General features: G+C 36.7%; 22 protein-coding genes. 1 reads left to right on the forward strand and 21 read right to left on the reverse strand.

Going from position 1 to position 24,105, the window contains the following annotated elements:
* Positions 1-233: 233 nt before the first annotated feature.
* The 12 genes from DL92_RS0114190 to DL92_RS0114250 all read right to left on the reverse strand — a co-directional run bounded on the left by DL92_RS0114190 (position 234) and on the right by DL92_RS0114250 (position 16,369).
* The gene (locus DL92_RS0114190; protein ID WP_026668098.1) at positions 234-1,454 is read right to left on the reverse strand and encodes a hypothetical protein; all 1,221 of its coding nucleotides are present in this window, start codon (positions 1,452-1,454) and stop codon (positions 234-236) included.
* 97 nt (positions 1,455-1,551) lie between these two features.
* Positions 1,552-2,880: a hypothetical protein gene (locus DL92_RS0114195; protein ID WP_026668099.1), complete on the reverse strand. Its 1,329-nt coding sequence runs from the start codon at positions 2,878-2,880 to the stop codon at positions 1,552-1,554.
* Positions 2,881-2,883: 3 nt separating this feature from the next.
* Positions 2,884-4,860: an ATP-binding protein gene (locus DL92_RS0114200; protein ID WP_026668100.1), complete on the reverse strand. Its 1,977-nt coding sequence runs from the start codon at positions 4,858-4,860 to the stop codon at positions 2,884-2,886.
* 10 nt (positions 4,861-4,870) lie between these two features.
* On the reverse strand, positions 4,871-5,674 hold the full coding sequence (locus tag DL92_RS0114205) for a DNA adenine methylase (protein ID WP_026668101.1): 804 nt from the start codon (positions 5,672-5,674) through the stop codon (positions 4,871-4,873).
* 58 nt (positions 5,675-5,732) lie between these two features.
* Positions 5,733-8,348, reverse strand: coding sequence for a DEAD/DEAH box helicase (locus tag DL92_RS0114210; protein ID WP_026668102.1), 2,616 nt, complete (start codon positions 8,346-8,348; stop codon positions 5,733-5,735).
* Positions 8,349-8,350: 2 nt separating this feature from the next.
* Positions 8,351-10,093, reverse strand: a complete 1,743-nt coding sequence (locus DL92_RS0114215) for a site-specific DNA-methyltransferase (protein ID WP_026668103.1) — start codon at positions 10,091-10,093, stop codon at positions 8,351-8,353.
* Positions 10,094-10,101: 8 nt separating this feature from the next.
* On the reverse strand, positions 10,102-12,987 hold the full coding sequence (locus DL92_RS0114220; RefSeq protein ID WP_026668104.1) for an ATP-dependent helicase: 2,886 nt from the start codon (positions 12,985-12,987) through the stop codon (positions 10,102-10,104).
* A gap of 394 nt (positions 12,988-13,381) precedes the next feature.
* The gene (locus tag DL92_RS0114230; protein ID WP_026668106.1) at positions 13,382-13,567 is read right to left on the reverse strand and encodes a hypothetical protein; all 186 of its coding nucleotides are present in this window, start codon (positions 13,565-13,567) and stop codon (positions 13,382-13,384) included.
* A 238-nt stretch (positions 13,568-13,805) separates the two neighbouring features.
* Entirely contained in the window at positions 13,806-14,723 is a 918-nt protein-coding gene (locus DL92_RS0114235; protein WP_026668107.1) for a hypothetical protein, read from the reverse strand.
* Positions 14,720-15,343 carry a hypothetical protein gene (locus DL92_RS0114240; RefSeq protein WP_026668108.1) on the reverse strand — a complete coding sequence of 208 codons (624 nt, stop codon included), beginning with the start codon at positions 15,341-15,343 and terminating at the stop codon, positions 14,720-14,722. The genes DL92_RS0114235 and DL92_RS0114240 overlap by 4 nt, the downstream gene beginning before the upstream one ends.
* The gene (locus DL92_RS0114245) at positions 15,340-15,831 is read right to left on the reverse strand and encodes a hypothetical protein (protein ID WP_155841179.1); all 492 of its coding nucleotides are present in this window, start codon (positions 15,829-15,831) and stop codon (positions 15,340-15,342) included. Before DL92_RS0114245 ends, DL92_RS0114240 begins: the two co-directional genes overlap by 4 nt.
* 70 nt (positions 15,832-15,901) lie before the next feature.
* Positions 15,902-16,369, reverse strand: coding sequence for an ImmA/IrrE family metallo-endopeptidase (locus tag DL92_RS0114250; protein WP_026668110.1), 468 nt, complete (start codon positions 16,367-16,369; stop codon positions 15,902-15,904).
* 137 nt (positions 16,370-16,506) lie between these two features.
* On the opposite strand from DL92_RS0114250, the gene DL92_RS19475 reads away from it, so the two are divergent.
* Positions 16,507-16,746 carry a transposase domain-containing protein gene (locus DL92_RS19475; protein WP_081816919.1) on the forward strand — a complete coding sequence of 80 codons (240 nt, stop codon included), beginning with the start codon at positions 16,507-16,509 and terminating at the stop codon, positions 16,744-16,746.
* Positions 16,747-16,984: 238 nt separating this feature from the next.
* Here the strand turns inward: DL92_RS19475 and DL92_RS21140 are convergent, their stop codons facing one another.
* The 9 genes from DL92_RS21140 to istA form a co-directional block, all read right to left on the reverse strand.
* Positions 16,985-17,146, reverse strand: coding sequence for a hypothetical protein (locus DL92_RS21140; RefSeq protein ID WP_155841183.1), 162 nt, complete (start codon positions 17,144-17,146; stop codon positions 16,985-16,987).
* Between the two features lie 87 nt (positions 17,147-17,233).
* Positions 17,234-17,566 carry a hypothetical protein gene (locus DL92_RS19480; protein WP_034469326.1) on the reverse strand — a complete coding sequence of 111 codons (333 nt, stop codon included), beginning with the start codon at positions 17,564-17,566 and terminating at the stop codon, positions 17,234-17,236.
* 111 nt (positions 17,567-17,677) lie between these two features.
* Positions 17,678-17,848, reverse strand: a complete 171-nt coding sequence (locus DL92_RS21145) for a hypothetical protein (RefSeq protein WP_155841185.1) — start codon at positions 17,846-17,848, stop codon at positions 17,678-17,680.
* Positions 17,826-19,502 carry a class I SAM-dependent methyltransferase gene (locus DL92_RS21770; protein ID WP_081816920.1) on the reverse strand — a complete coding sequence of 559 codons (1,677 nt, stop codon included), beginning with the start codon at positions 19,500-19,502 and terminating at the stop codon, positions 17,826-17,828. The genes DL92_RS21145 and DL92_RS21770 overlap by 23 nt, the downstream gene beginning before the upstream one ends.
* A 251-nt stretch (positions 19,503-19,753) precedes the next feature.
* On the reverse strand, positions 19,754-20,599 hold the full coding sequence (locus DL92_RS20445; protein WP_051625366.1) for a hypothetical protein: 846 nt from the start codon (positions 20,597-20,599) through the stop codon (positions 19,754-19,756).
* 121 nt (positions 20,600-20,720) lie between these two features.
* A complete protein-coding gene (locus DL92_RS0114290; protein WP_026668053.1) occupies positions 20,721-21,164 on the reverse strand; it encodes a hypothetical protein in 444 nt (147 codons plus the stop codon).
* Positions 21,152-21,628 (reverse strand): hypothetical protein, encoded by a 477-nt coding sequence (locus DL92_RS0114295; protein ID WP_026668054.1) that lies wholly within the window; start codon positions 21,626-21,628, stop codon positions 21,152-21,154. Before DL92_RS0114295 ends, DL92_RS0114290 begins: the two co-directional genes overlap by 13 nt.
* Entirely contained in the window at positions 21,625-22,407 is a 783-nt protein-coding gene (gene istB, locus DL92_RS19500) for an IS21-like element helper ATPase IstB (RefSeq protein ID WP_051625359.1), read from the reverse strand. The genes DL92_RS0114295 and istB overlap by 4 nt, the downstream gene beginning before the upstream one ends.
* Entirely contained in the window at positions 22,400-23,914 is a 1,515-nt protein-coding gene (istA, locus tag DL92_RS0114305; RefSeq protein ID WP_197027266.1) for an IS21 family transposase, read from the reverse strand. Before istA ends, istB begins: the two co-directional genes overlap by 8 nt.
* Between the last annotated feature and the right edge of the window lie 191 nt (positions 23,915-24,105).

Raw genomic sequence — 24,105 nt, forward strand, 5'->3', positions numbered from 1 at the left:
GGATAAACCACCTCAGCAGTAGATGCTTTGGTGGTTCTGAAATTGATCATATTATTACGCTTGCCTGTATCAAGCAATTGCTGAGCCCAACGCTCTAATTTCTTATTGTCCATATTTATTACCTAACCACTTCACATTCTTTTCAACAGACTCCCAATCACTTATATAGCCTTCAATATAAGTCCCGTTAGATTTTGCAAATACATAATTCTGCAAAGCCTCATGTTCATTCTTTATGTAATACTCGAAGCAAATTCTAAAACATTTACTAATTTCTCAAAATGCCGCATAAAAACTGGTTCCTCATAACAAAAAGCATCTCGAATCTCCACTCGACGATCCATCGCACCTGAAGATGCAATTCCCATTTTTTCACCAACATCAGGATCTAACAGATTTGGAGCCAATTGATTATAAAATACATCATCTCTATAAGAACTCATGTCAAAAGATATATATTCGTTAAATACTCCACCTTCAGAGATGAGCTTGTCCATATACTCTAGATCTATTTCCTGCATCATTTGATACAGTTTTTTATAGTTTCCCTGTAGCTCATCAACTGATGTATTTTCATATTTCTTAATAACACCTTTATAAAGCTTACTAAAACTCAGAAAATCTTTTTGAAATTTTCTAAAATACACCTCCTCCACATTAGGCTCATATACAACCAATTCCTGATTCTCAGGCTCATCATAGATTCCATTAACAATAAGCTTATAAAAAATATCCATCCTTTTGTATAGTTCTTTAACAGTTTTAGCTGGATGATATACGTCAGTTAAAGCATTTATTATCTCTGAACTTTCCTGATGATTTTCTACGTTATTATCGATTGTTGTTTCAACAGCCTCTTCATTACTCAACTTACTTTGAGCACTTTCATCAAGCCACTGTTCATTTACATGCTTATTAACAACGTCTCCAGATTCTAAAATCATTTCTTCCAATGCTGAAGCTGTCTTTTTCATTTCAGATATAATTTTATCTGCATCATACTCAAAAATATTATGCAAATTGTAAAATTCATTTATAGCTTCGTTAAACGCCGCCCCCATACAATCTCCATAATTATCAGATCTTAGATCTGCAGAATACTTACTATCATATAAATACTTTGTTTCTTCATCAACATCATAAGCAGCCATGTTGTAAAGAGATCCTCCCGGAGAAACTGTATGATGCAAGAAATTAAAATCAATAATTCTTAAATGATCTAAATCCTCCCCGCCTTTTAGTTGTATGTATTTACTAGATGCATCGATATGCTTTAATTGAAGTTCTTTCAATAACTGAAAGTCCATCTGCAACAATGTGATCAAATCCAAATCTACATCAAGTTTTATCCCAACCTGTATAGCTCCATCAGCATTAACTTCATATAACGCCTTTACCAGTTGATCATAATGATTGCAGAATTCATAATAGAAATCTCTTAATTCTATCTTCATGCAAAACTCTCCCCTTATGCCAGAAGCAAGTCACCATCCAAAGTAATTTTACAAAATATAGAAAAATTCCAGAGTAAGCAATCACTCAGTAAAGCGATCAATGGACAGCATCCCTTACAAAATCCTGTAGAATCTTTGCTGAAGGGTAATTAGACATGGACGCAATACCATTAACGAGCTCAATTGGGTATAACGCTCCTTCATATTTTCTACTTACTAATGCTGGAAGAGTGGCGAGAATTCGTTGCAATCCAATAATATCAGAGCTTTTAGGGTATGCGTCAGATCTATCATAGCCGCCCGTAGTCATGTTAAGAACCATATGGGTATTCTCATCCAGATAAACAAATACTTTCTCCCCCCAGTTTGTCCTAAGGCCATAGGGATTGCCTCTATCCGGTGCTCTTTGAATAACTCGTCTAATATAATCATGATTGAGCACTGCATATTTGATGATTCCTGGATCAGGCTTTACAAACCTTGATGACAGGGAAAGATACTCAAAGAAAGAGCCCGATTTTTCACTACCAATTATATGAATAGGTCTTTCCTTATTCTTCGCAAAATTAAGAAACTCTCTTATGTTGGGTACAAGCTTGGAGTACTGTCCATTCAAAGTCATTGGACCATCTTTTATGAACAGCGTATCACTTATAAGGGTAGTATCTTTGTTTGCCCACTGAAGCCTAATAACAGTAAATAACATCAGCATTTCCATAATAAGCATGTAATGTGATGCCACTGAGTCAGATGCATTTTCTTCATTCATATCAAGGTGAAAGCCAATCATGTCGGTTAATAGTACTTCTTTATGGCAATGTGGGCAAATTCCAGTATCTTGATCATAAGGAATTCCGGTTTCAATAACCTTTGAGCAATGTGGGCACTCGAAGCTAAGAGAATTGTTTTTCTGTCCATCCCACTTCTTGTAAGCAAGCCATTTTAGCGTTTCAAAATACTGACCATTCTCATCAGTTCTCATAGAATCGTAAATGACATGACGAACAGTATCATAAATATTACCTTTATCACTTTTTAGATTTCTAAGAGGAAATACAGTAGCATGAAATAGCGCACTATCCTTCATGATTTCCTGAAGTTTAAGCGGATGAGGATATTCCTTATCTATAGCCGCTATCTTTCCTTGCTCTACTGTCATCAGAGCAGTCTTAACAAAAGCCAGCTCTTTATGGTTTTCTTCAACAGAAACATAAGAACCATCAGCTGCCCAAATATGATTTAACGACTGCACGCTACTTGGATCAAAACTCTCCCATATATCATTTTCATAGTTATCTGCATTATCAACATCATTAGTTTCGAAGTCCTTTAAGAGAGACTGGACCCATTCACTTTCAATAACATTCAGATGTCCAAGCTTGGATGCAGACTCAAAAGGTAACCTTCCTCCAGAAGAATATGCCATGTGTTATTCTCCTCTCTTAGGACTATAAAGCTTAGCCTGAACAGGTATGATAAATCGATTAGACATGGTAAGCATTCTCATATATCCAGGTGTCTTTGCTCTCAGAATATCCTCTTCTACTCCATCAAAGGCTATTTGTGTTTTTGTCAAAGCACTTGTTTCGCTAGTAGAAGCAAGATGTCCAACGAAAAAATTCTCTGTCTGGACCAGCAGCTCTTGGCTTATTGTAGAAGGTGACTGTGTAGAATAAACCATTCCAATATGGAATTTAGCACCCTCTTTGGCGAACCTGGAATAAACATCTTTATTATCCTTTGCATGTGGCGGGAATAGGTTATGTGCTTCTTCAAAATACAGTTCAATATAATTATCGCCTAAACCGTTGCTAACAAACTTTGTCTCTTGCTCTCTAAACACAGCCATGGACAGAAGATCTGAGAAATACTGTCTTATGCTGTCATTAGCATTACCAAGATCCAAAATTACTGTCTTACCATCATTGAGAGATGCAATTATATCCTTTACAAAATCACCTGCTTTTTCTGAATGATACATTTTAAACTGTGAAAGCATAGCTGGACCTCTTCCGGACTTAGGGAACAGGAATTCAAGTAATAAAATGTCATCCTTTTCAAAAACCTCTTTGCCAAAAGCAGCTTTCTGATCTTCATTATTATCACGATAACATCTCATGAATTCTCTAAATTCATCTACCATTCCTTCAAGAGAAGGTACTCTATCAGGCACACTAGATCCATAAACCTTTTTCCTTATCTCATCACTAAAATGTGGATCTAACGCTTTAACATTATTGGTATTCATAAAACGAAGAGTTCTTAGCTTACCTTCATCTGCTGCAAATCCGGCTTCTCTTAAAATTGCCCAATAAATCTGGATTCTACGAATAGCATGGATTTTTTCTCGCATATCCATCTCATCCATTTCTTCCGGTGTAGGCAATACAACGCTTGCAAATGAAGTAACATAAATTGCACTCCTTCCAGCATTGCTTAGCAAAGTTCCCAAAATATCTTTACAAGAGCTTGCATTTTCATAAAAATTCAATTTTAACTGTTTTGACGGAGTGTTCGGGCGCTGAGTAAGCGCATAGACTTCGCAGCGCTCAGGATTAGCAGAACGCAAAGAAACATTATCCTGATCACTGTCGTTAGCATATTCTCCATTTATATCGAAAATCAATTGGCCTACATTTTTCGTTTCTTTTGTAGCATCTAACATGCCTTGTGCAATAAGCTTAACTACGTTTGACTTACCAAGCCTGGTCTTACCAAACATAGCTGTTCTACATCCCATAAAATCTCGCATAGAAATCTTAACAGGGATATTTCCGCTTTCTTGACGGTTCACGCCAAACATACACTCCATAGTACGAAGATGTCCAATTTCTTCCTGGAGCTCATTTTTAACAGTACCGTTAACTATAAGATTCAATAGTTCTTCATCTGGTGCATATACTTCGTAGCGGTGAGCACTAACAACGTTATTAACATCACCAGAAAATGCAAGTTTGTTCACATTGTTTGGATCTGCATAGAACATACCAAGTGTATCGCAGCGCAGTGATCCCCACTGAAGATCTGCTTGGGTCCAAATATCTAACTCTGGCATGGATCTCTTATGCATCTCAAAATATGTCTGCTGAACTTGCTGTGAAAGTGGGGTTGCGCATATCTCTTTAACTCTAAGAAGCGTAAAATGTGGCTGTACCTTATCAAAATTGGCTGGCACAAGTATCAAGAAGGATCCACGAGGAATTCCTCCTACAGCAATCTTATATGTATCATTGGTAATTATCTGCGCACTCTCATAGCTAATATCGAGTACATAACCAACAAACCTCCAATGCTCAACATCCCCAATACTCTTATACTGATTCTGCTTGTCGATGAATTCTTTCACCTTCCTGATAGGATTATTCTGGATACTGGAATTATCAACCATCTCAACAATGCTTGCCATAGTTACCCTCCTATAAGTTCGCACTCACTATTAACTCTGAATACTGTTTTCTTCCTTCTTTTTTTCCTGAAATACTGCTATATCTTGATACCTCTTCTAGCACAAAGCCTTCTTTGTTTTCATATAATTCCCTAACCGACTTGTGATTAACGTTGGTCATAAGGATCTTTACCCCTCGTTCCTTAGCCCTCTCCAAAGCGTTGGCCAGCCTCACTTGATCGTCCCAGTCAAAAAGATTCTTTGCATACCTGACAAAACTCTGCTCTTCTTTGATTGCATAAGGTGGATCACAAAAAAGAAAATCTTCCTCCATTGCTACATCTATTGTTTCCTCGAAATCACAACAGTACAGCTCTGCCTTCTTTAACAATTCTGATCGTTCCTCAAAATGTTCTAACCCTGTAAATACGTTATTCTTCGAGCCTCGCGGCACATTGAACACACCACTATTATTTACTCGATAGATTCCATTGAAACAAGTCCTGTTAAGGTAAATCATCCTCGCTGCTACATGACAGGTTTCTCTAGGCTTCTGTCCGCGCACCTCATAATAATATGCATCATTATGCTTTCTTGAATGAACCTTTAGAATCTTATTTAATTTCTTCCAATCTGTTTTTATGGCCTTATAAGTTGTAATCAGTTCACTGTTAACATCACTAAGTATTGCTTCCTTTGGTTCCAGGTAGAAGTACACAGACCCTCCTCCCAGGAAAGGATCTATGTACTTCTTATATTCCTTAGGTAGCCGATCACTTTGATGTCTTACAAACCACTTCTTACCCCCTGGCCACATCAAAAAAGTGCTTTCCATATACGCCTCATGTCCGACTGCTAAATGCTTCCACTTCCAATTCATTACCATCTTTTGTCTAAACAAAATATGTCTGACAGAAATTGGGGTCCTCTAGGACGTTCTGCTTCATCAAAATACTACCAGCATACATAAGATACCTCATACCACTTGCAATTGACATTTCTTCAGCAGCATCTTTCTTCGCTAAGACAACTGCATTATCAATCATGTTATCTCCTTTAACCTCAATGAGCTGATAAGAACCATCATCCATCAAAGCCAGGAAATCAGGATAATATTGACGTACCCTCTTTGATTCCGGATCATAATAATGAACAGACAAATCACCTTGATTGGCTGTAAACATTCCCGTAAAATATATTTCTTTAACCTTATTGTTAGATATATATTGCTTGAAGCACTCTAATTCAGGTTTTGAATCAAAGCAATAAGTATCTGCGTGGAATGATTTTTTTATTTCCTCAGATGTAAACGAATTATTCTCCTTAGATACCACCAATTCCTCTTTTGCTGAGAATTCATAGTATCCTGCCTCTTTAGGTTCTCTGAGTAGAACTACATCTACATCCTCACTCTTTTGTGTACCCTTAACTTCATATAGCGCATGAAAGATTGTTGGTATCACAACATCATATAGTATTTCATTATGCTCATTGACCGCAGTTATAACCTGATCAGTTCCATCAACAGACTCTCGTAATATTTTTGAGATAAGCAAGCATGAAATGTTAAGATATCTGGCAATCTCACCTACAAGTGTCAGTTCACTGAACTTAACTTGACTATCCGATGTATCAATCTTCTTTTCCTTAGTTGCCATATTAAGTCTAAGACTTTCCTTTTCGTACATTACAGACTCGTATTTTGACATGTCTATATCTGCAATCTTGAATTCTACTGGCTTGGTGTAGCCTTTATCAACAAGTGAATATTCATGCCAAACCCTCTTCATGCGTATTTTTCTTTCTGGTGGCATGACTTTTACTTTATATTTGTGCTTCTCTGAATTTGAGGTCTTGCCAAAATCACTGATTTCCATGTTGTAATTCTTTTTAAGCTCATCTTCCAAAGTGTCCATGTTTTCTTTAGATAGAAATACAGTTGCTTTAAGCTGTTCATCAGTAAGTTTTCTCAGACACCTCATAGTCGCCTGAAGCACAAAAATCTTAGAGCTGGGACTTCTAAATAATGCTATACCCAATAAAGAGCGGCAATTCCATCCCTCACGACCTTTCTCAACCAATATAATAAATTGCTTTTTACTTCCTTCAGTTCCACGCACATCAAGATTATTAAAGTTACGTATATCCTCGTCTTTGGTAACTGTTGAATCACCAGTATTGACCAAGATTGTTGATAACGGAACATTTAATTCGCTGAGAATCTTCTCTACGCAAGGTCTTACAACATCTGTAGCCTCTTTAACATTTGCTGCGAAAATAGCAAGTTTTGGAGGCAGACCTTCATAAGTTTTATTGCCATATCTTTCCCAGAACATTCCTATAGCATTCTTTAAGAATTCTTCGTTTTTTACATTCTCAAAGCCAATAGGATCGGCATCTTTAAGAAAGCCATTTCTGATAGATTCATTGAGTCCATATGCATAAACAACTTCTGGTAAAACCTGCTTATTAACATATGGTGTTCCTGTGTAGTTATAGCAGGCAACAATAGAGGTGCTTTCTGCCAACATATTGATAGTATTTCTTAGTGTAGTCTTATTTGCTCCTCCGGAACGCAATTCCTTTTCCAAGTTTGCGCCGAACAGATGATGAGCTTCATCAACATAAACCCCAAGCTGTGGCAATCTACATAACTTTCTAAAGCGCTGGTTATCCATCAGTGAGTTATCATCCCAAACATCACTATCCTCGTCATCACCATATAGGTCTGACAGTAATGATCCTGAACCGAATAAGAGATCTGTAGGAGTGTCAGCTTTTCTTTTTTTCTTTACAATTATTTTCTGATTATTAGAAATAACAATGTTGAAATCCGAATCATCAATTGTATGCAACGTAACTCCACTGTCTACAAGAAAATGGAATTTTATATTCTGATCAAGTACACTTGCATACTCAGGCGGTACAACCTTTGTCTTATCAAACGTCATTATCTCTCTAAGTGATTCTAGTACCGTTTTGTCAGGTGCAAAAACAAGCGCATTGTGACAGAATCTCTTATCCTTAGGATATTTCTTTGCCAAAAGGAACTCATAGAAAATGCATGTTGCCATTAGAATTGTCTTGCCAAGTCCCATGGTTAAAGCATAAATATAGTTCGGATATGACTCTCTATATTTCTTCATCTGCTTAAAGATGGTTTCATTCTGTTCATCACCCAAATCATAAATCGATGCCTGTCCATCTTTATGAATAGAATAGTATGAAGCATCAGAAAAATAATCCTCATGTTTACGCCATTTATCAAACATTACATACATATGCTCATTATCAATAAACTCTTTGATAAACACATACATTTCTAATGCTTCAAACTGAGGTTGTCTTAAAAAAGCATCAGGATTCTCATTTTTATCGTTGTAAGCAAGAAACTTCTTTGTAAGATCATTATATCTTGATCTAATTTTGCCCCTGTTAGTTTCATAGTAATACCAAAGCTGCTCGTAAAAGGCAAAATCTTCGACAAACGCTGTAGTCTTCTTTGCCATGTTTATACCTCCACTTCTAGAGACTCGGAAAGCAAATCTGTAATCTTAACCTTTATAGTTCCTGCATCCTCCGGAATATCATATATTCCTTTAACCAATTCTTTCTTATCTGGAACATCTGTTACTGTAGGCTGCATTACCACACCATCATAATTCCAATCTATCATTATAGATTCTACAAGCTGTCTCCACTCATCTACACTTTCTTTCTGAAGTGATAGCTTCTGTAATAAATTCATAGGATAAAATGATCTAATCACAAGTTTTGACCCTTCACGAACAACCTCTGCCTCGGCTTCTCTCTTTAGCTGAAGATCCGATTTATCGCGTAAAATATCAAGTATCTCAATATCAAACTTATAATCAGATAATTCCTGCTCCAAAGATGCTTTTAAATCTGGCTCATGTCCCATGCAAACTATAATTATACTTTCTACAGGCTTATTAGGATTTTCTTCACGTCTCTTCTCGTATGTTTTGTAAGGAAGATTTGATTTTAGTTCCTCTAAGTCTGCTTTTGTGGCGATATGATTTACAGGCATAATCTTAACCATTCGGCCGTCTAACTCACCATCCCACACATCACTTTGTGAAAATGGTTGAATTTCTAACGCAGACATCAATAATTCTTTTGCTTCAAGCGGATTCCTAAAGAAGTCATAATTATTTACATTGTAGACTTCAAACCCTGTATAGAATGTCCCCTCACATTTTTTTAACTCTTCTACAGTTGATAACAATCTCTTTGTTGTCGTTTGTATTGCCCCCATGTTAATATCAGCTCCAATGAAACGTCTTCCAAGTTTCATTGCAACTGTTTGAGTTGTACCAGACCCCATAAAACAATCAAAAACTAAATCTCCAGGGTTAGTAAAAGCAGAAACTATTCTTGAAATAACTGTCTCTGGTTTTTGTGTAGGATATCCTACAGGTTCTTTCTTGTCTGCAGGTTGTAACATTGACAATCTCCAGACATCGTCAACAGTTTTCTCAGTAGATTCAATATAGATGACCTTACCATTTTCATCTTTTGCATTGACTAATTTTTGTGTAGCTGAATCCCATACTCTCTTGATTTGCTTTATTGGCTTTTCTCTAGGTTCTGATTGTTTATTAAATGTATACTGGGTTCCCTTTGCATAAACCAACAAGTTGTCATGATTGGATGCAAATCGATTCACATTGCCCTGCATTTTGTTGTAGTAGTACCATACTATCTCGTTCAAAAAAGCATCTTGTCCAAACACCTCATCCGCAATACATTTTAGATAGCTACATTTATGCCAATCGCAATGAAGTACAAAAACTCCATTTAACGATAGTAATTCTCTACACAATATAATTCTTTCATACATAAATTGAAGATACTCATCATTTGTCCATATATCTCCATATTGTTTTTCTTCAAATGACGAGGTGTCCCCCTCTGCTTTCCCCTTACCCTTTATTTCTATCCTCTTCTTATAATCAGCTTTGCTATCAAATGGTGGGTCAATATAAATGAGATCAACCTTGCCTCTATACTCTTTTAAAAGATGGCTCATTACTTGAAGGTTATCTCCCCATAATATCTTATTAATCCAGTTATTAACCGATTCACCATATACTTCTTTTAATTGCGCGGGGTAATACTGCGTTGATCTGTATGGTCTCTTTCCTGTCCATCTAAGCTCAGGAAAACCTTTTATTGTTGTTCTCTTTTCAAATTCGAACACTGATAATTGATTTTCATTTTTTTCTTCCATGGTTACTCCTATTTATTTCCGCAATAATGTCTAAAGTCACAGTTCTTACATGTTGTAGGATTATTGCATCCATGCTTAAAATCTTTTTTCATAATCTTATGAACAGTATCATCAAATGCAGATACGGTTCCTTCTATAGCACTCTTTGTATAAGGAAAAGAAATCATCGGATTACTGTTTTCCTCTCCTGTATAATACAAGTGCATCTTGCTCACTTTTTGTCCTGTTCTCTGTTCTATCAAGTAGGCATAAATATGAAGCTGCCTTCTATATTGCTCAATACGATCACGCATTTTTTCCATATCCGGTTTGCGTTCTGACTTAAAATCGACAAGCTCAACTGTGTCTTCCTCGCCTTTTATCAAATCAATCTTACCTTCGATAATGTATTCTGGCTGAACTAAACTTACATCAACTTCCGCTTGTTTTATCTGACTCCAATTACCATTCTGCCTATTAACATACCTAAGTACTTGATTCAATGCTGCATCCAACTGTGGTTTAGCCAGATATGAATGCTGACTCTTTATCAATGATGTGTAATTTGTTTCAAACCAGTTTTCTATGTTTTCTTTAGTAATGAGGTGCTCCTCATTTCTCAATGCCGCTTTATTAACATCCTCAATTGTTTCATGTACTAAAGTACCAAATACCTGAGCGCTCCCTCTTACTGGCAAGAATTCCAGTTCCTTATAGAACTTATATTGAAGCGCACAAGTCTCATATACTGAAATATGTGACGTAAACGAAAAAGTATCTTTTATGTTTACATTTTTCACTGTATTGAACTTAAACTCATCAATATCAAATTCCGGACTTTTTACATCCAGTAATTCCATATATAAATCTTTGAAATAGTTGCTAGGAGTCTTACTATTTTCATCGCATGTAAGTATCAATAAATCTTGTGCTCTTGAAAACGCTGTAAAGTACAATCTCCAAAAATCAAAGAATTTCATCTGATCATATGGTTCATATGCCGGACGGTGGAAGTATTTATCTTCTACCGCACTCATCAATTCTTTGTACGACTTCCTTGGAACGTTTCCAAGTGAATCCACAAAAACTATCGGGAACTCCATTCCCTTTGACTGATGGATGGTCAAGAAAGAAACACATCCACTTGGAGCATATTCAGAATCATCTTCATACTCACTGATTCCACCATCTAATAACAGCCGCATGTATAGATTGAAGAGAGTATTGGTATTAGCGTCAATCCTTCTTTCATTCTTATAAACACGTCCATCCAAGACATTTATTCTATGAAGATACTCAAACTTACCAAGTATCTGAGTTATCTGAGCCAAGTTTCTTGATGGTCGTACATCTACAACACCTGAACTCATATCAACATCCAACAAACTACTAAAAGGTTGATATGCAAAAAGCATATATATCAATCCTGTATAAGAATAATCCAGCGTATCATTTATTGAAAAATGCTCTTTGCCTCTTCCTTTAATGAACGTGCGAAGTTCCTTATTCTCTTCTTTCCTTAAAAGCTCATTTGCAGCAAGTATACATTGTCTATAATATGCATAATGCTCAGGTTGCAAATACTGATATTCCATTTTTTCCAACCCCTGGACATACCTTGGGAACATCAACATAAGACATCCAAGTACAAGCATTATTTCCTCACGCTTAAAAAACATGTCTGAACGTGGAGAGTAAACATTTATACCATTCTGTTCCAAAAACTCAGATAAAGCAGTTACTCTAGGATGCTTTACAGAATTAAATAAGAAAGCGAGCTGATTATAATCTGTTAGTTTCCCAGACTGCTTAAGGTTAGTTATGAATTCCAAAATATTTTGATGCCACTCATCAGGATCATCTTTACTTGCAAGCTTAACTACACATGGACTCTTTATTTTTGATTGTTCATGAGGGACTATTTTTTTTTCATACCTGAACTTATCCCAATCAAATTTAAATTTAGATCCACTTGTAGTCAGCATCCACTTGTTATAAAAATCGACGATATCACTATCTGATCTATAATTCTCTGTCAGAGAAATAACTTTACATTGGTCTTTTTCAAACTTAAATGGAAACTCAAGAATATTTCTTATGGTCGCTCCTCTGAAACGATAAAGGCCCTGGTCATCGTCACCAACAACACATATATTATTATGCTTTTCTGCAAGCAAAAATATAATCTGCTCCTGGATATAGTTTGTGTCCTGGTATTCATCAACCATGACATACTTTATTTTTTCTTGAAGCTCTCCAAGAATACCTGGATTTTCTTTTAATATACGGAAGCACTCTGTTTGTATCGTAGAAAAATCGATAAGGTTACCTTCTTCAAGAAGGCTCTGATACTCAGAAAGCATATTGCCAAGAGCAACAACAAACCCATCCCTATCTTCTCGCAATGCATCCGGGCTCACTAATTCCTCTGAAAGATTATTGGCATAATTGCATATCTCGCCCGCCAGCTTCCAACCTTTAGCGTTAATTACACCATCCAAGTTTGGTATATTTCTAAAACGGAATAAATTCTGAAAAACCATATATTGCTGATCAAACGAATCCAACATTCTATAGTTTTTCTTTAAACGAGAGTATTCCAAATGCTCTTTTATTATTCGCAAGCAAAGCGAGTGAAATGTGCCCACATACATTTCATTTACATTTACACTGATATCTTTCGCTGCAAGTTCATTTGTTATTCTTGTCACTAATTCTTTTGCAGCTTTCTCTGTAAATGTGGCAATAAAAATCTCTTCAGGAAGAACACCACATTCCTGAATTAAATAAATTGCTCTCTGGACAAGAGTAAATGTTTTTCCAGTGCCGGGGCCTGCAGTAATAAGAACTGGTCCTGTTGTGGTAACGATTGCTTTTTTCTGTTGATCATTAGCTCTTCCAAAATCAAATGCCACAATAAACCTCCTTGTAATAAATGAAGACTTCATTACAACATGAAATTAGACCAACGATGATACTTGCCCTATTGTCCTTTATTCCGAAGACGGCGAGGATCTTCTGGTTTCTTTGCCTTTTCAGGTATAAGCCACATTTTCCCTCGTATCACTGCCCCTTCTATTCGTCCTTGTTTGCAATAAATAGCTACTCTTCGTTGTGAGATGCCCCATTTTTCTGCACATTCTGCTGATGTTAAGTACTCCATAAAAGTCCTCCAAAAGCGAATAAAACGACAATTATATTTTAGTCGTTCATGCGAACACTTTCAATGTATAACAGCTTGTTCTTACTGAACTTTTATGGAGTGTTCATCACATTTTTATATTAGAACTAAATAATCTGATTCTTATCCTAATTCTCGTCCATCTCATCTTCAAAATCTAACCATGCATCGAGCTTGTCTTCTTCCCTTTCCCTTCTGAGCTCGTCCTGGCGACGTTCAAATTCTCTTCGCTCTTTTTTGCTCATACTGCTTGTAAGATTCTTGTACTGCTTATCTGTTAATCTTACGTCTTTATCTCTTTTTCCAAAGAACATATGCTTGTCCTCACTTTCTTTTACTTAGTCTTGTCGGTTTGTTTCAATTTCTTTTCCTGTTCGCTGATCTTATTGAGTGACTGCTGGATCAATTCTTGCAGTAGTACTGTAATAGTCAGCAGAAGAGCCAGCACTGTTGCTGCTACTTTCAATAATATTCTTTTTATCTATTAAAAGTTAAAGTCCGTTGGATACAAAATCAAAAAGGGAGGCACTCATAATTGTCCCCCCTTAAATATTACACGGTATTACTTTTCAGATATTTTATTTTTTCCTCAATTTTTCCAAGAATATCAGTTTTGAGTCCCTCTAAGAATTCTATGTAAGCTTCTTCATTCCAATATTCCTCTTTTGCTGCGCGGTATTCAAGCTCCAACAATGGAATGACCTCAATATACATTAGCAAATAAAGCTTAGCAAATAATGCCTCGCTCCCATCTTGATCAAACTCTCCTTGGTATGGTCTTCCTGCCTCTATTGTACTCTTTTGAACCTTCATGCAAATACAGCTGTGACCTGTATACTTCAGTGTAAGAATAACTTGGTTAAGCCTTCTACTCTCTAACAAGAATGACAACGTACTTATTACATTCATTACAGATTCGCCACTTGCCGAGACACTCGTTTGCAAATCTTCTGTATCGCCACGTATACCTTTTATTTCCTCAAGCGTAAGTACCTTTTCATCATCAGCAGACGTATTAAGTATGGTAACATTAGAATTATATACTTGATTAACTAACCAAACGAAAAAATCATCTGGTAAATCAAAACAGTTCTTTTCTAGTTCGTTTCTTCCAGTATATCCTAACAATTTCCGCAACAACTTCTTCGCATGTGTATTTTGATCAACAATATAATACACAGTACCGCCATTCTGATAGATGACAATCATACCATTTTTTAACATTGACCTATCATCATCAGGATTGTCCTGTACAGACACCTGATCGTATCGATAATGAAAAGCCTGAAATTTTATATCTCGACCATTAAATTTCATCATCTGCATATCCTCAAAGACTTTTCTGCAAGAAATATTTCTCCAAAAAATTGAATTCGTTCTGTCATCATCCGGTATGCTTGACAACATCTTATCACAAGCCGCCTCGATGTTCTCTATCTGGATGTCTTTCCATCTTGTTGTTGCACTCATATCTTACCTCCCATCATTATCGTGGCATTATTGCAAATATATTTCACAAATGATCCTTTTTGTAATTCCGGACATATTACTGTTGTGTTCTCTCCTCTTACAGATCGTTGCAACATAAATGAAAAGTCCTCACTTAGCTGGACTTTATCCTGATTGCCACACATTTTCTTTAAATCTATAGCTATATTCCCATCCTTATCAAGTGACAATGCAGATCCTTTATTTCCAATTTGATAATCCATTTGGCTCATTGCATATATCATGACTTTTTTGTCATTCAAATTCTTTACATTCCCAGAAATATAAACTCGAGCAAATACTTTTGCAACATCCATATCATTGAATCTTACTATCGGATTACATCCAGGAGATACATTATTTTTATCATTAAATAATACAACTTTCACTTCCGTTTGTTTTTCCTTTATTTGAGCAGTGATGCTTTCCCATATAATATTTATCAATGATTCAACAATAGTAAAATACACTGTTACGCAAACATCATATGCCTTATCCCCCGGTATAAAATCCATATGTTCAAAGATATTAAATTGATGAGCTATTATCAACGCTATTATGGCACCTATAAGAGAAAGTACCACTCGTATAATTTTAATCATACGTTCATATACTCCCTAATATAGTTTAATACTTCTTTTTCACAATCAGCATCGTCGGAGGACATCCCAATTAAGCCATTAACTTGGATAAAGAAATTTTCATATTGCTCTTCGTATTTAGCTTGCATATAAATACGCTTTATATCAATTGAGTCATCTTCAAGCAAAGTTTTTAATATTTCAAGAAGAGACAAATAAGCCCCTTTATTATCCCGAGTATCATCTATCAGACTGGCTAACTCTTGTTTCATCTCCTCATCTTCTTCCATCATTTCAATCTGAGCTATGCTCCAATTTGACTTTTTAGCGCAAAGCGAAACCAAGCCTAGCATCATCTCTGAATTAACTACAACCTGATGATAGCCCTCGTCTATATTTGACTTAATGAAGGCGTAATACTCCATTTCAGTCTCATCCCACCTAATAGTGTGAATTATCTTTTCATTCTCTATGTTATTCCAAAATATCTTTTTTTTAATATACTTCATCCGCTGTGCCCCTCCATTTTCATTATAACAAACGTGTTGGTCAATAAACATCCTTACCTCAAAGAAAAAATCAGCTATAAAAAAGTCGGGCAGCACGACCTCCGCCCTCAGCTACTTCCACAGCCACATCAGCTTTCTCAATTTCCTGCTGTTTTTCCATAGCAGATTCAAGCTCAACAATCATCTTTGACGCGGTGACCCTGATGGTATCCATTGAAGCTTTTAGCTCTTTGCTTTCCTTACCGGAACTCCATCCGGCGATGTAGCCAAAAGAGTAATCTGATGTATCAATTCCAAAGTGCTGGCAAACAACATAAGCAATAGACTCAGCTTCCACTTCCTTTGTGTTCTTGATTTTTGGATCCTGTACTAGGTCCAGATTATCTGTCTTGTCATGAAGAAGTGCATGAGCCATCTCATGAATGATTGTCTTCACAGTCTGGACTTCAGACATACCACTCTGCACGCAGATCTTATGCATATCCGGCGAAAAGAATCCTTTTGCTCCGCTGGTTACAAGGCCATACTCGACAGGCACCTTTGATGTTTCGTAAGCGCAAAATATTTCGACGGATATAAAACCATCTGTTAATCCTTCATAATGAATCTGAACTATAAACTACATTTTGGTGTCACTTAAGCTGTAAAGCATTTGTTACAGGCCGAAAGAACTGGTTGTTTTCCGACAGTACTAAAGGTGCTGATGCAAGTGCACTTACTTATTCCATGGTCGAAACTGCCAAGGCTTGCGGAGTAGATGTTTACTACTATCTCAAGTATCTGTTGATCAAATGTCCATCATCTCAGATGAGCGACGAGGAGCTTGAAAAGTTATCTCCATGGAATCCAGAATGCAAAAAATCTCTTGATGAGCTGTTCAGGAAGCATCAAGATGCCATCTTTGATGCAATGTAATCTTTATCATATGTGAATTGTCAAGGTACTCTGGGTTCATAAGAACTCGGGGTATATTTTATGGGCAAAAGCCCTTGTACCCGATAACGATGTGGTTATTTTACAACCCACCGGATTATTGCGCGCTTACAATTCACAATAAGACATATTTTATTTCCCAGACATAATTTCTGAAATTAAACAAATAGAAAAAAGCCTCATGATTCCAAACCACAAGGCCTTTTATTAGTTGCTATTACTATTTTTTCTTCTTTTTCGAGTTATAATCCGCGTTTAGATTCATCATCTTTTGAAAATATGTCGGACCGTCAATTTTTTCTTTATCGTAGTCACTCATCAGTTTCTCGATTTTACTCTTTAATTCTGTTCTTTCATCCTTTTTCTTTCCAAATAATCCCATAATTATCCCTCCAAAAAAAAATGACAAAGAATCACTTAAATTATTCTTCGCACAGTGAACAATATATATCCGTAAATACCATTGTTCTCATTTTTTATCAAAAAACTCAAGCCATTCCTCAACAGTAAGCTCTAATTCATCTGGTACTTCATTAGAATTCAAACTTTTAATCCATTGTTCCAGAGGAGTAATCCTAATCCCTCCTGAGTCAAAATTTCCCGATTCAAACTCAAGTCTAAAGATGGCCTGGTCATACTTGCTACCTTCTATACATTCGGCATGATTTACTTCCCTTTTGCAGTTAAGACAATATAACTTCTTAAGATGCCCTGGTTCTCGTAAACGATACTCTTGCCTATTAACCGGAATACCTTCCTTACCGCAAATGGTACAAAAGAAATGATGATTATATGTTTTCATTACTTTTTTCCTATCTATACTACTTTTTTATCCAGTTTTTTAGCACAATAACTACAAGTACTATATCTAAAATAAGCTAATAAGGGTAACAATACACATTATTCAGTGTCATCATGCTTTATTTCCTTTGTTATTATCTTTATCTTTGTAATCGTTGTCTTTATGCAGTACCTTACCACCAAAAAAATAAGAGCCTACAGCCATTCCTGCTACCATGGCAAATTTTAATATTTTCCCTCCAATCTTTAGCTCTAAATGATCATTTTTGTTTAGCTTTGCCATCTTTTATTACCTCCAATAGTTTATCTCCTACCACTTCAATTTCGAGATAATCATAATCTTCTGCTACTTCTAAACAAATTTTCATTTCTTTTTTTAAATCTTCAATAGCATAATTGTAGAACTCTTCACTTAAATCTGAACGACCATGAATATGTTCTATAGTCTTTATGGAACTTGTATCCAAATTTTTCATAAAAGAAATACTCTCATTGAACGTGTTTTGTAATGCATCAAGTTCTCCTGTAATAGCCCACGACATCGCAAGCATGTATGTAGCCCTGTGATAAAGCTCATAGCAATTATCAATTTCACCATACTCATCATCTTTTTTATCACAGTAACTTCCAGTCATCGAAAATGCTTCCCTAGCCAATATCAGGGCTTTATTTGATGAAATGGGCTTAAATGCGGCAACTCTTGTTTCTAACTCTTTTTCTAACTGACTCCATCCCAATATTAGCAATTTACGTCCATTCTCTATATGGATCTGTTTTGCATTTTCATCATTGCATGATAATCCGAGCATTATTTCTTTACGTCCAGCTTCAATATGCGCCACCCTATCATCTTGCTGGCCTTTTATGACGAGTTGAACTTTTTCTTCTATTTCTTTTAATGATTCTGAAATTGATTGTAATTGTTGCTGAATGTAGATATTATTAAAATCTTTACAGATATCATGAAATGGATTATTTTGGACAAACTCTTTCTGTTGTATAGGGAGATTATCAACAAACCGTTTTCTTCCATCTTCCGTCCTTTTCATAAGCGTTGGCCATTCTACGCCTGATTTAAGATTCTTATTAATAAAAACCTCTCCGGCCTCAAATTGTTCTCTGTACTTTGCAGGAATACGAACTACATATTCAATCTTCTTTTCTACTTCTCCTACAGCCTTTCCTATATCAATCAATTGCACCAAATTGGCTAATATTCCATTATAATTAATATCCTTCATACCATCGTAAATTTTAAGGATTTTTCTCTCAGAATCATCTACAACAATTTCACAATCAATAGTTTTGCCTTCTTCTACCAAGCCAGTATTAGTTTCTTCTCTAGCGTTCTCAAGCTTAATCAGAATCACGTTCAACCACTTTTCATTATCTCTACCTGAACGTACATCACTAGAAATATACTTTTCTTTTATCTCAAAGCCTCCAATTTCAGCCATAAGCGTACTAAGCGAATCTTCATTTAGGTCTATGAAAAATCTTCCATTGCGTTCTCCCTCAAAATTGCCATATTTGAAGGAAACATAAAGTATACCTCCATCAACCAATGCTCGTTTCAGTTTTGTAAGAACTTCTAACAACTCTTCTTTCGAGAGATGTAACAAGGACGCACAAGCCCATATTCCATCAAAACATCCTACATAATCTATATCCTGAAATAGTATATTCTTTACACCTAGACCAGTTAGTTCACTTGCTAATTTACAAAGATTTGCCGATCCATCTATAGCTTCAACAGCAAATCCTTGTTCAATAAAATGTTTGCTGTCTCTTCCAGAACCACAACCACAGTCCAAAACTCGCGCACCTTCTCCCAGATACTTCTCGAACTTGGAATACTGTGCACTCATATCCGCTTCAACTGTTGACGCATAATAATCATTAGCTAATTCGTTATAATAATCTATTGTTTTGCTCATTTTTCTTCACCACGGCTATCATGTTCTTGCAAAAAATCTTTATTCCGAACCAAAACCATGAAAATCCCATATCTTTAGCTACTACACCACACAAAAAATAATTAAGCAAACTATGCAAAACCTCAATCACAATAATTATAGCACTTATGTTTATAAATGTGTGTTATTACGATACCCGCCAAAAAGAAGCCGCATTTATTCCGATTTTTAAACAAAAATTAGCACCCCCACCATAGTGAGAATGCTATTTTTTAATCTATAATATCTTGTTGTCTTAATATTTCTTCAACTTGTTCAATTTTTTTTGTCTTGTATGATATCTCCACAAGCTTAATATTACGTTCTTCAGCGTATTGTCTTTTCAGCAAATCGTTCTTAACCTGAATCTGGAATTGTTCTTCTCCGCCGAACTTCTCCACTGGTTTAAAATGTTGTTCCCCCTGGCACTCAATTAAGCATTTTATAGAACCGTCTCTGTTAAAAATTACAAAGTCAAATCTAAGCTGATTAACACCGCCACTACCATATAAGTCATTAAATGAATATTCAACTGCATATGGTATATCATTTTCAAATAATAGCTTTGTAACAATCCATTGAAATGATGAAATAGGATGGCAGTCACAATAAACATCACTCCAATAACCATAATATGCATGATAACCATACTCTGTCGGTGGATAAATTCCAAATCTATTACATGTAACTAATTGTTCTTTGCCGCAAAGTATACATTTGCACTTGTATTGCTTAAACACAATAATATTATGCCAATGTTTTCTATGTTGCTGAGTAAAACTGTAAGTAGGTTTACTCTCAAGATGATCATTAACGCACTCTTCTATACTTAATGATTCATACTGCTTTCCTGTAAAATCCTCATTATAATTTGTAGCAAATACGCGTGGAATCTGCGATACCGTCTCGTTATATTTCTGCTCCTTTTTTATTAATTCTCTAGTCTTATATTTGTTGTATAGTTCACAATACTCTTCCGAAGGTAAACTATAATCAATATCTTCATCTTTATAAAAGCGGTCATAGTAACTGGGTCTACCCGCAGGAGCCTTTTTCCACAATCTAATGTTGATTGTCAAGTAAAATTGACCCACTTTTATACTTAAATCTGACCCACCCTTGGATCCGTCATTGTGATTTTGGAGGCGGGTCAGTTTTGTTTATAAATCTCGATTTTTACACTGTGAATTGACCCACCTTTTAATGAGTTACCAGTGTGTATCCAGCATCGGTAAGTGCTGTTTTGTCTATGATCATTGTCTTGTTTATTGTATCCATGACAACGTATCTGCTAAGTTCTAGAAGCCTGTCCCCAATAAGCTCTTTAACAAGCTTTTCCATTGCTTCTGCTTTAGGGGCGTTCCTTTCTGTTTTATCCTCGCATATATGCTGTGGCTTTACCGGTGAACAAAGCTCATCAATCGACATAAATAGGCTTTCGTCAGCTTTCTCACATTGTGCGGCACAAAATCTGTCTGTAGCTTCGTTATATCCCAGATAATCTATGTTTTTCATCCTGTCCAGAGTTGACCACGGATACTTTATTCCAAATGACTCTCGGAGCTTTTGATAAAGAGCATCTTTTCCGCCACTGTTGTATATTTCTGCAAGTTCCGGGAGATTTTTATCTTTTATTTTAACCATGACAGTTCTCCTTCCGGAAGCTTACCCATTTCCGCTTCAGCCCATTCATCAAACGCTCTGGACAGAGCACGACCTTCTTCCATCAGAGTTTCAGCCTCTTCAATGAGATTATGTCTCTGGAGGACCTTTTCATATACATCTGTTTTGTAAAGTAGTTCGTCTAGATGCTTTTTCAGGCTTTTAATAGTGTCTTCGCCTCTCAGTTCGGCAAGATATTCTTCCTTATCCTCATCGCTCAGTATGCTAAGAGTATCACGGATATCCTGTTCTTCTCTGTATACGTCAAGGAAATCAATGTAGTTTCCATGACCATCTTCAGCATTACATGTATTCTCATGAACACTGTTACCAGCTGCAACCCATTCATGAAGAGCGTTTCTTTCATTTTCATTCATCCGTGTTGTTTTTTCATATGTATTCAGCTCATCCTGCAGGAATCGCTGCCTATCGCTTGTTAAGTTCATTTTTCTGTACCTTTCTGTTTTTTAACACTTATTTTTGACCCTTTGACACGGTAACTGTCTCCCGTTATACTAAGCACATGGCAGTGATGCAGCAGGCGGTCAAGTATTGCAGTTGCCGCAAGCTGTCCGGTAAATACTTCATCCCATCTGCCCATTGGGAGATTAGTGGTGATAATGAGGGAGCTTTTTTCGTATCGTTGACGAATGATCTGGAAAAACAGGCTCTCTCTTTCTTTGTCCATTTTTATGTATGAAAGTTCATCTATGATCAGAAGTTCAATACGGTTCAGTTTATCAAGCATCTGCTGTAGATTCCCGGCAAGCATCTCGTCATAAAGCCTGTCGACAAGTTCTTTTGCATTAACAAAAAGGACTTTTCTTCCTTTTCTGCAGGCATTACGACCTATCCCTGTAGCAATCATGCTCTTACCAACTCCGGGTGGTCCTATGATTATGATGTTTTCACGGTTATCCAGGAATGTAAGCCTTCCGAGTTCATCAATCTTATCCTTATCAAGAGACGGATTAAAACTGTAATCAATGTCCTCAAGAGAAGATGCACTATCAAAACCGGCTTTAACAAGAAGCTTCTCTGTCCTACGGCTTGTCTTTCCACTATCTTCAAGTTCCAATAGTCTTAAAAGAAAATCCATATATCCCAGTGATTCCTGTTCTGCTTCTTGGATGATGTCTCTGTATTGGGTGCGCATATCTACGAGCTTGAACTGCTTCATCTTTGCTTCTATATATGCGTTTTTGTGTTCTGTGTCATTAAGCATTCAGGACCTCCTTCGCATAGTTCTCATAGTAGCTGCAGTTTCTGGTAAGTTCAGAAGAAGGCGCTGCATCGATTATCAGGGTTGTGGATTCAGCATTGTTATCCTTTGGGATTTTTCGTTCTCCTGAGTTGTACTCACGGAGCATCTTCTTAAATGACTTGATATCCATCTTTCCCTCATCAACAGCTATACCGATAAATCTGTCCAGAGTATCATCATCATAGAGATCTTGCAATTCCATTATTCTTCTGGCATGGAATGTAGGCTGGTCAAACTTACGACCGGCTGCTTCAAGATAACGTGCACCATTACTGAAGCGGTTAGTGAAGTCTCGTCTTATCTGCGGAACAGAAGTTGAGACCTTCTTTGCTATAGACTCATAGTGATCTGGATTAGTGCGGATCTCATGTTTGCCATAAGATATTTCCTGATGCTCTATGAAATGTCCCTGCGAGTCATACAGCATGATCCTGAATCCATAATTCAGCCTGTAGAAAAGTGTTTTTCCAACATATCTGACATGAACACTATATTTATTACCGTCAATACTGAGATAACTGTCAGGACTGACTTTCCGCTTAAGCTTGCTGTTTGCATAGTAGTGTTCCTTAGGAAGCGGCTGTAATAGCGCTTTTTCTTCCAGCAGGTAATGCTGGTTTGGAATTCTTTTGGTGGTGGAATGTTTCTTATCGCACCACTCATTTATAAAAGCTTTTCCCCGGGAATTTAGATCCTCCATACTTGCAAAAGTGTTGCCTTTTATGAACTGTTCTTCGATATAGTTGAATGGCCTCTCGATTTTCCCTTTTTTACGTGGCCAGTAGCATGGGCATGCGTTTAGCTCAACACCGAGATGCAGAGCCATGGCTAATGCATGAGGATTGTACTTTATTTCTTCCTCTGACTTTGGATTGTTTTTTATAACAAACGCTTTGGGATTATCGATAAGAAGCTCCAGCGTCACTCCTCCCAGGTCATCAAACAATTCCTGTACAGCTTCGTAAATAGCATCAGCATCTTCGCGTAAAGAAAAACATATCGCCTTCTTTCTTGATGCAGCTAGTATCATGGAAAAGCAGTATACTGTCATGTATCTGTCTGCTATAAGCACCTGATACTCACTCCAATCAAACTGAGCCTGGTCACCCGGAGGGCTCTCATGCCTTGTCGTTGCCTTGCTGCTGATACTGTCGCCGACATCTTCATCCACTCTTCTTAAAAAGTAGTAGACCGGTCCTATGCTGCCTTTGTAGCCACGTTTCTGTAATTCACTGAATATCCTGGTGCCATTGAAGTTAAATGGGTCACATCTCCAGGTGATGATCTGTTCTTTGAACGGATCAATCTTGGAGCTGTATTCTGTTCGGTTATAGACAGGAGGTTCTGTCTTTTCCAATAGACGTCTGACCGTATTTCTGGCTATCCCAAGGATATCTGCTGTAGCTCTTTTGGAACCTGTCTGTTTGTACACCTTGTGTACTGCCGCCCAGTCTTCCAAATCTTTCACCTCTTTTCCTCCTTCCATATGTTTTTACATACGGAAAGAATTCTATAAAACCTCAAAGAGGTGGGTCAATTCTAAGTATTAAATTTTCAAGGCACAGTGTATTATCGAAATGGTTTATACTCGCGATCCACCATCTGGGGTGGGTCAGTTTTAAGTATTAAACCCGGGTCAATTTTAAGTGTAAATCAATA

The organism is Butyrivibrio sp. AE2005 (assembly GCF_000686965.1).
In the GTDB taxonomy this organism is placed as follows: Bacteria; Bacillota; Clostridia; order Lachnospirales; family Lachnospiraceae; genus Butyrivibrio; species Butyrivibrio hungatei_A.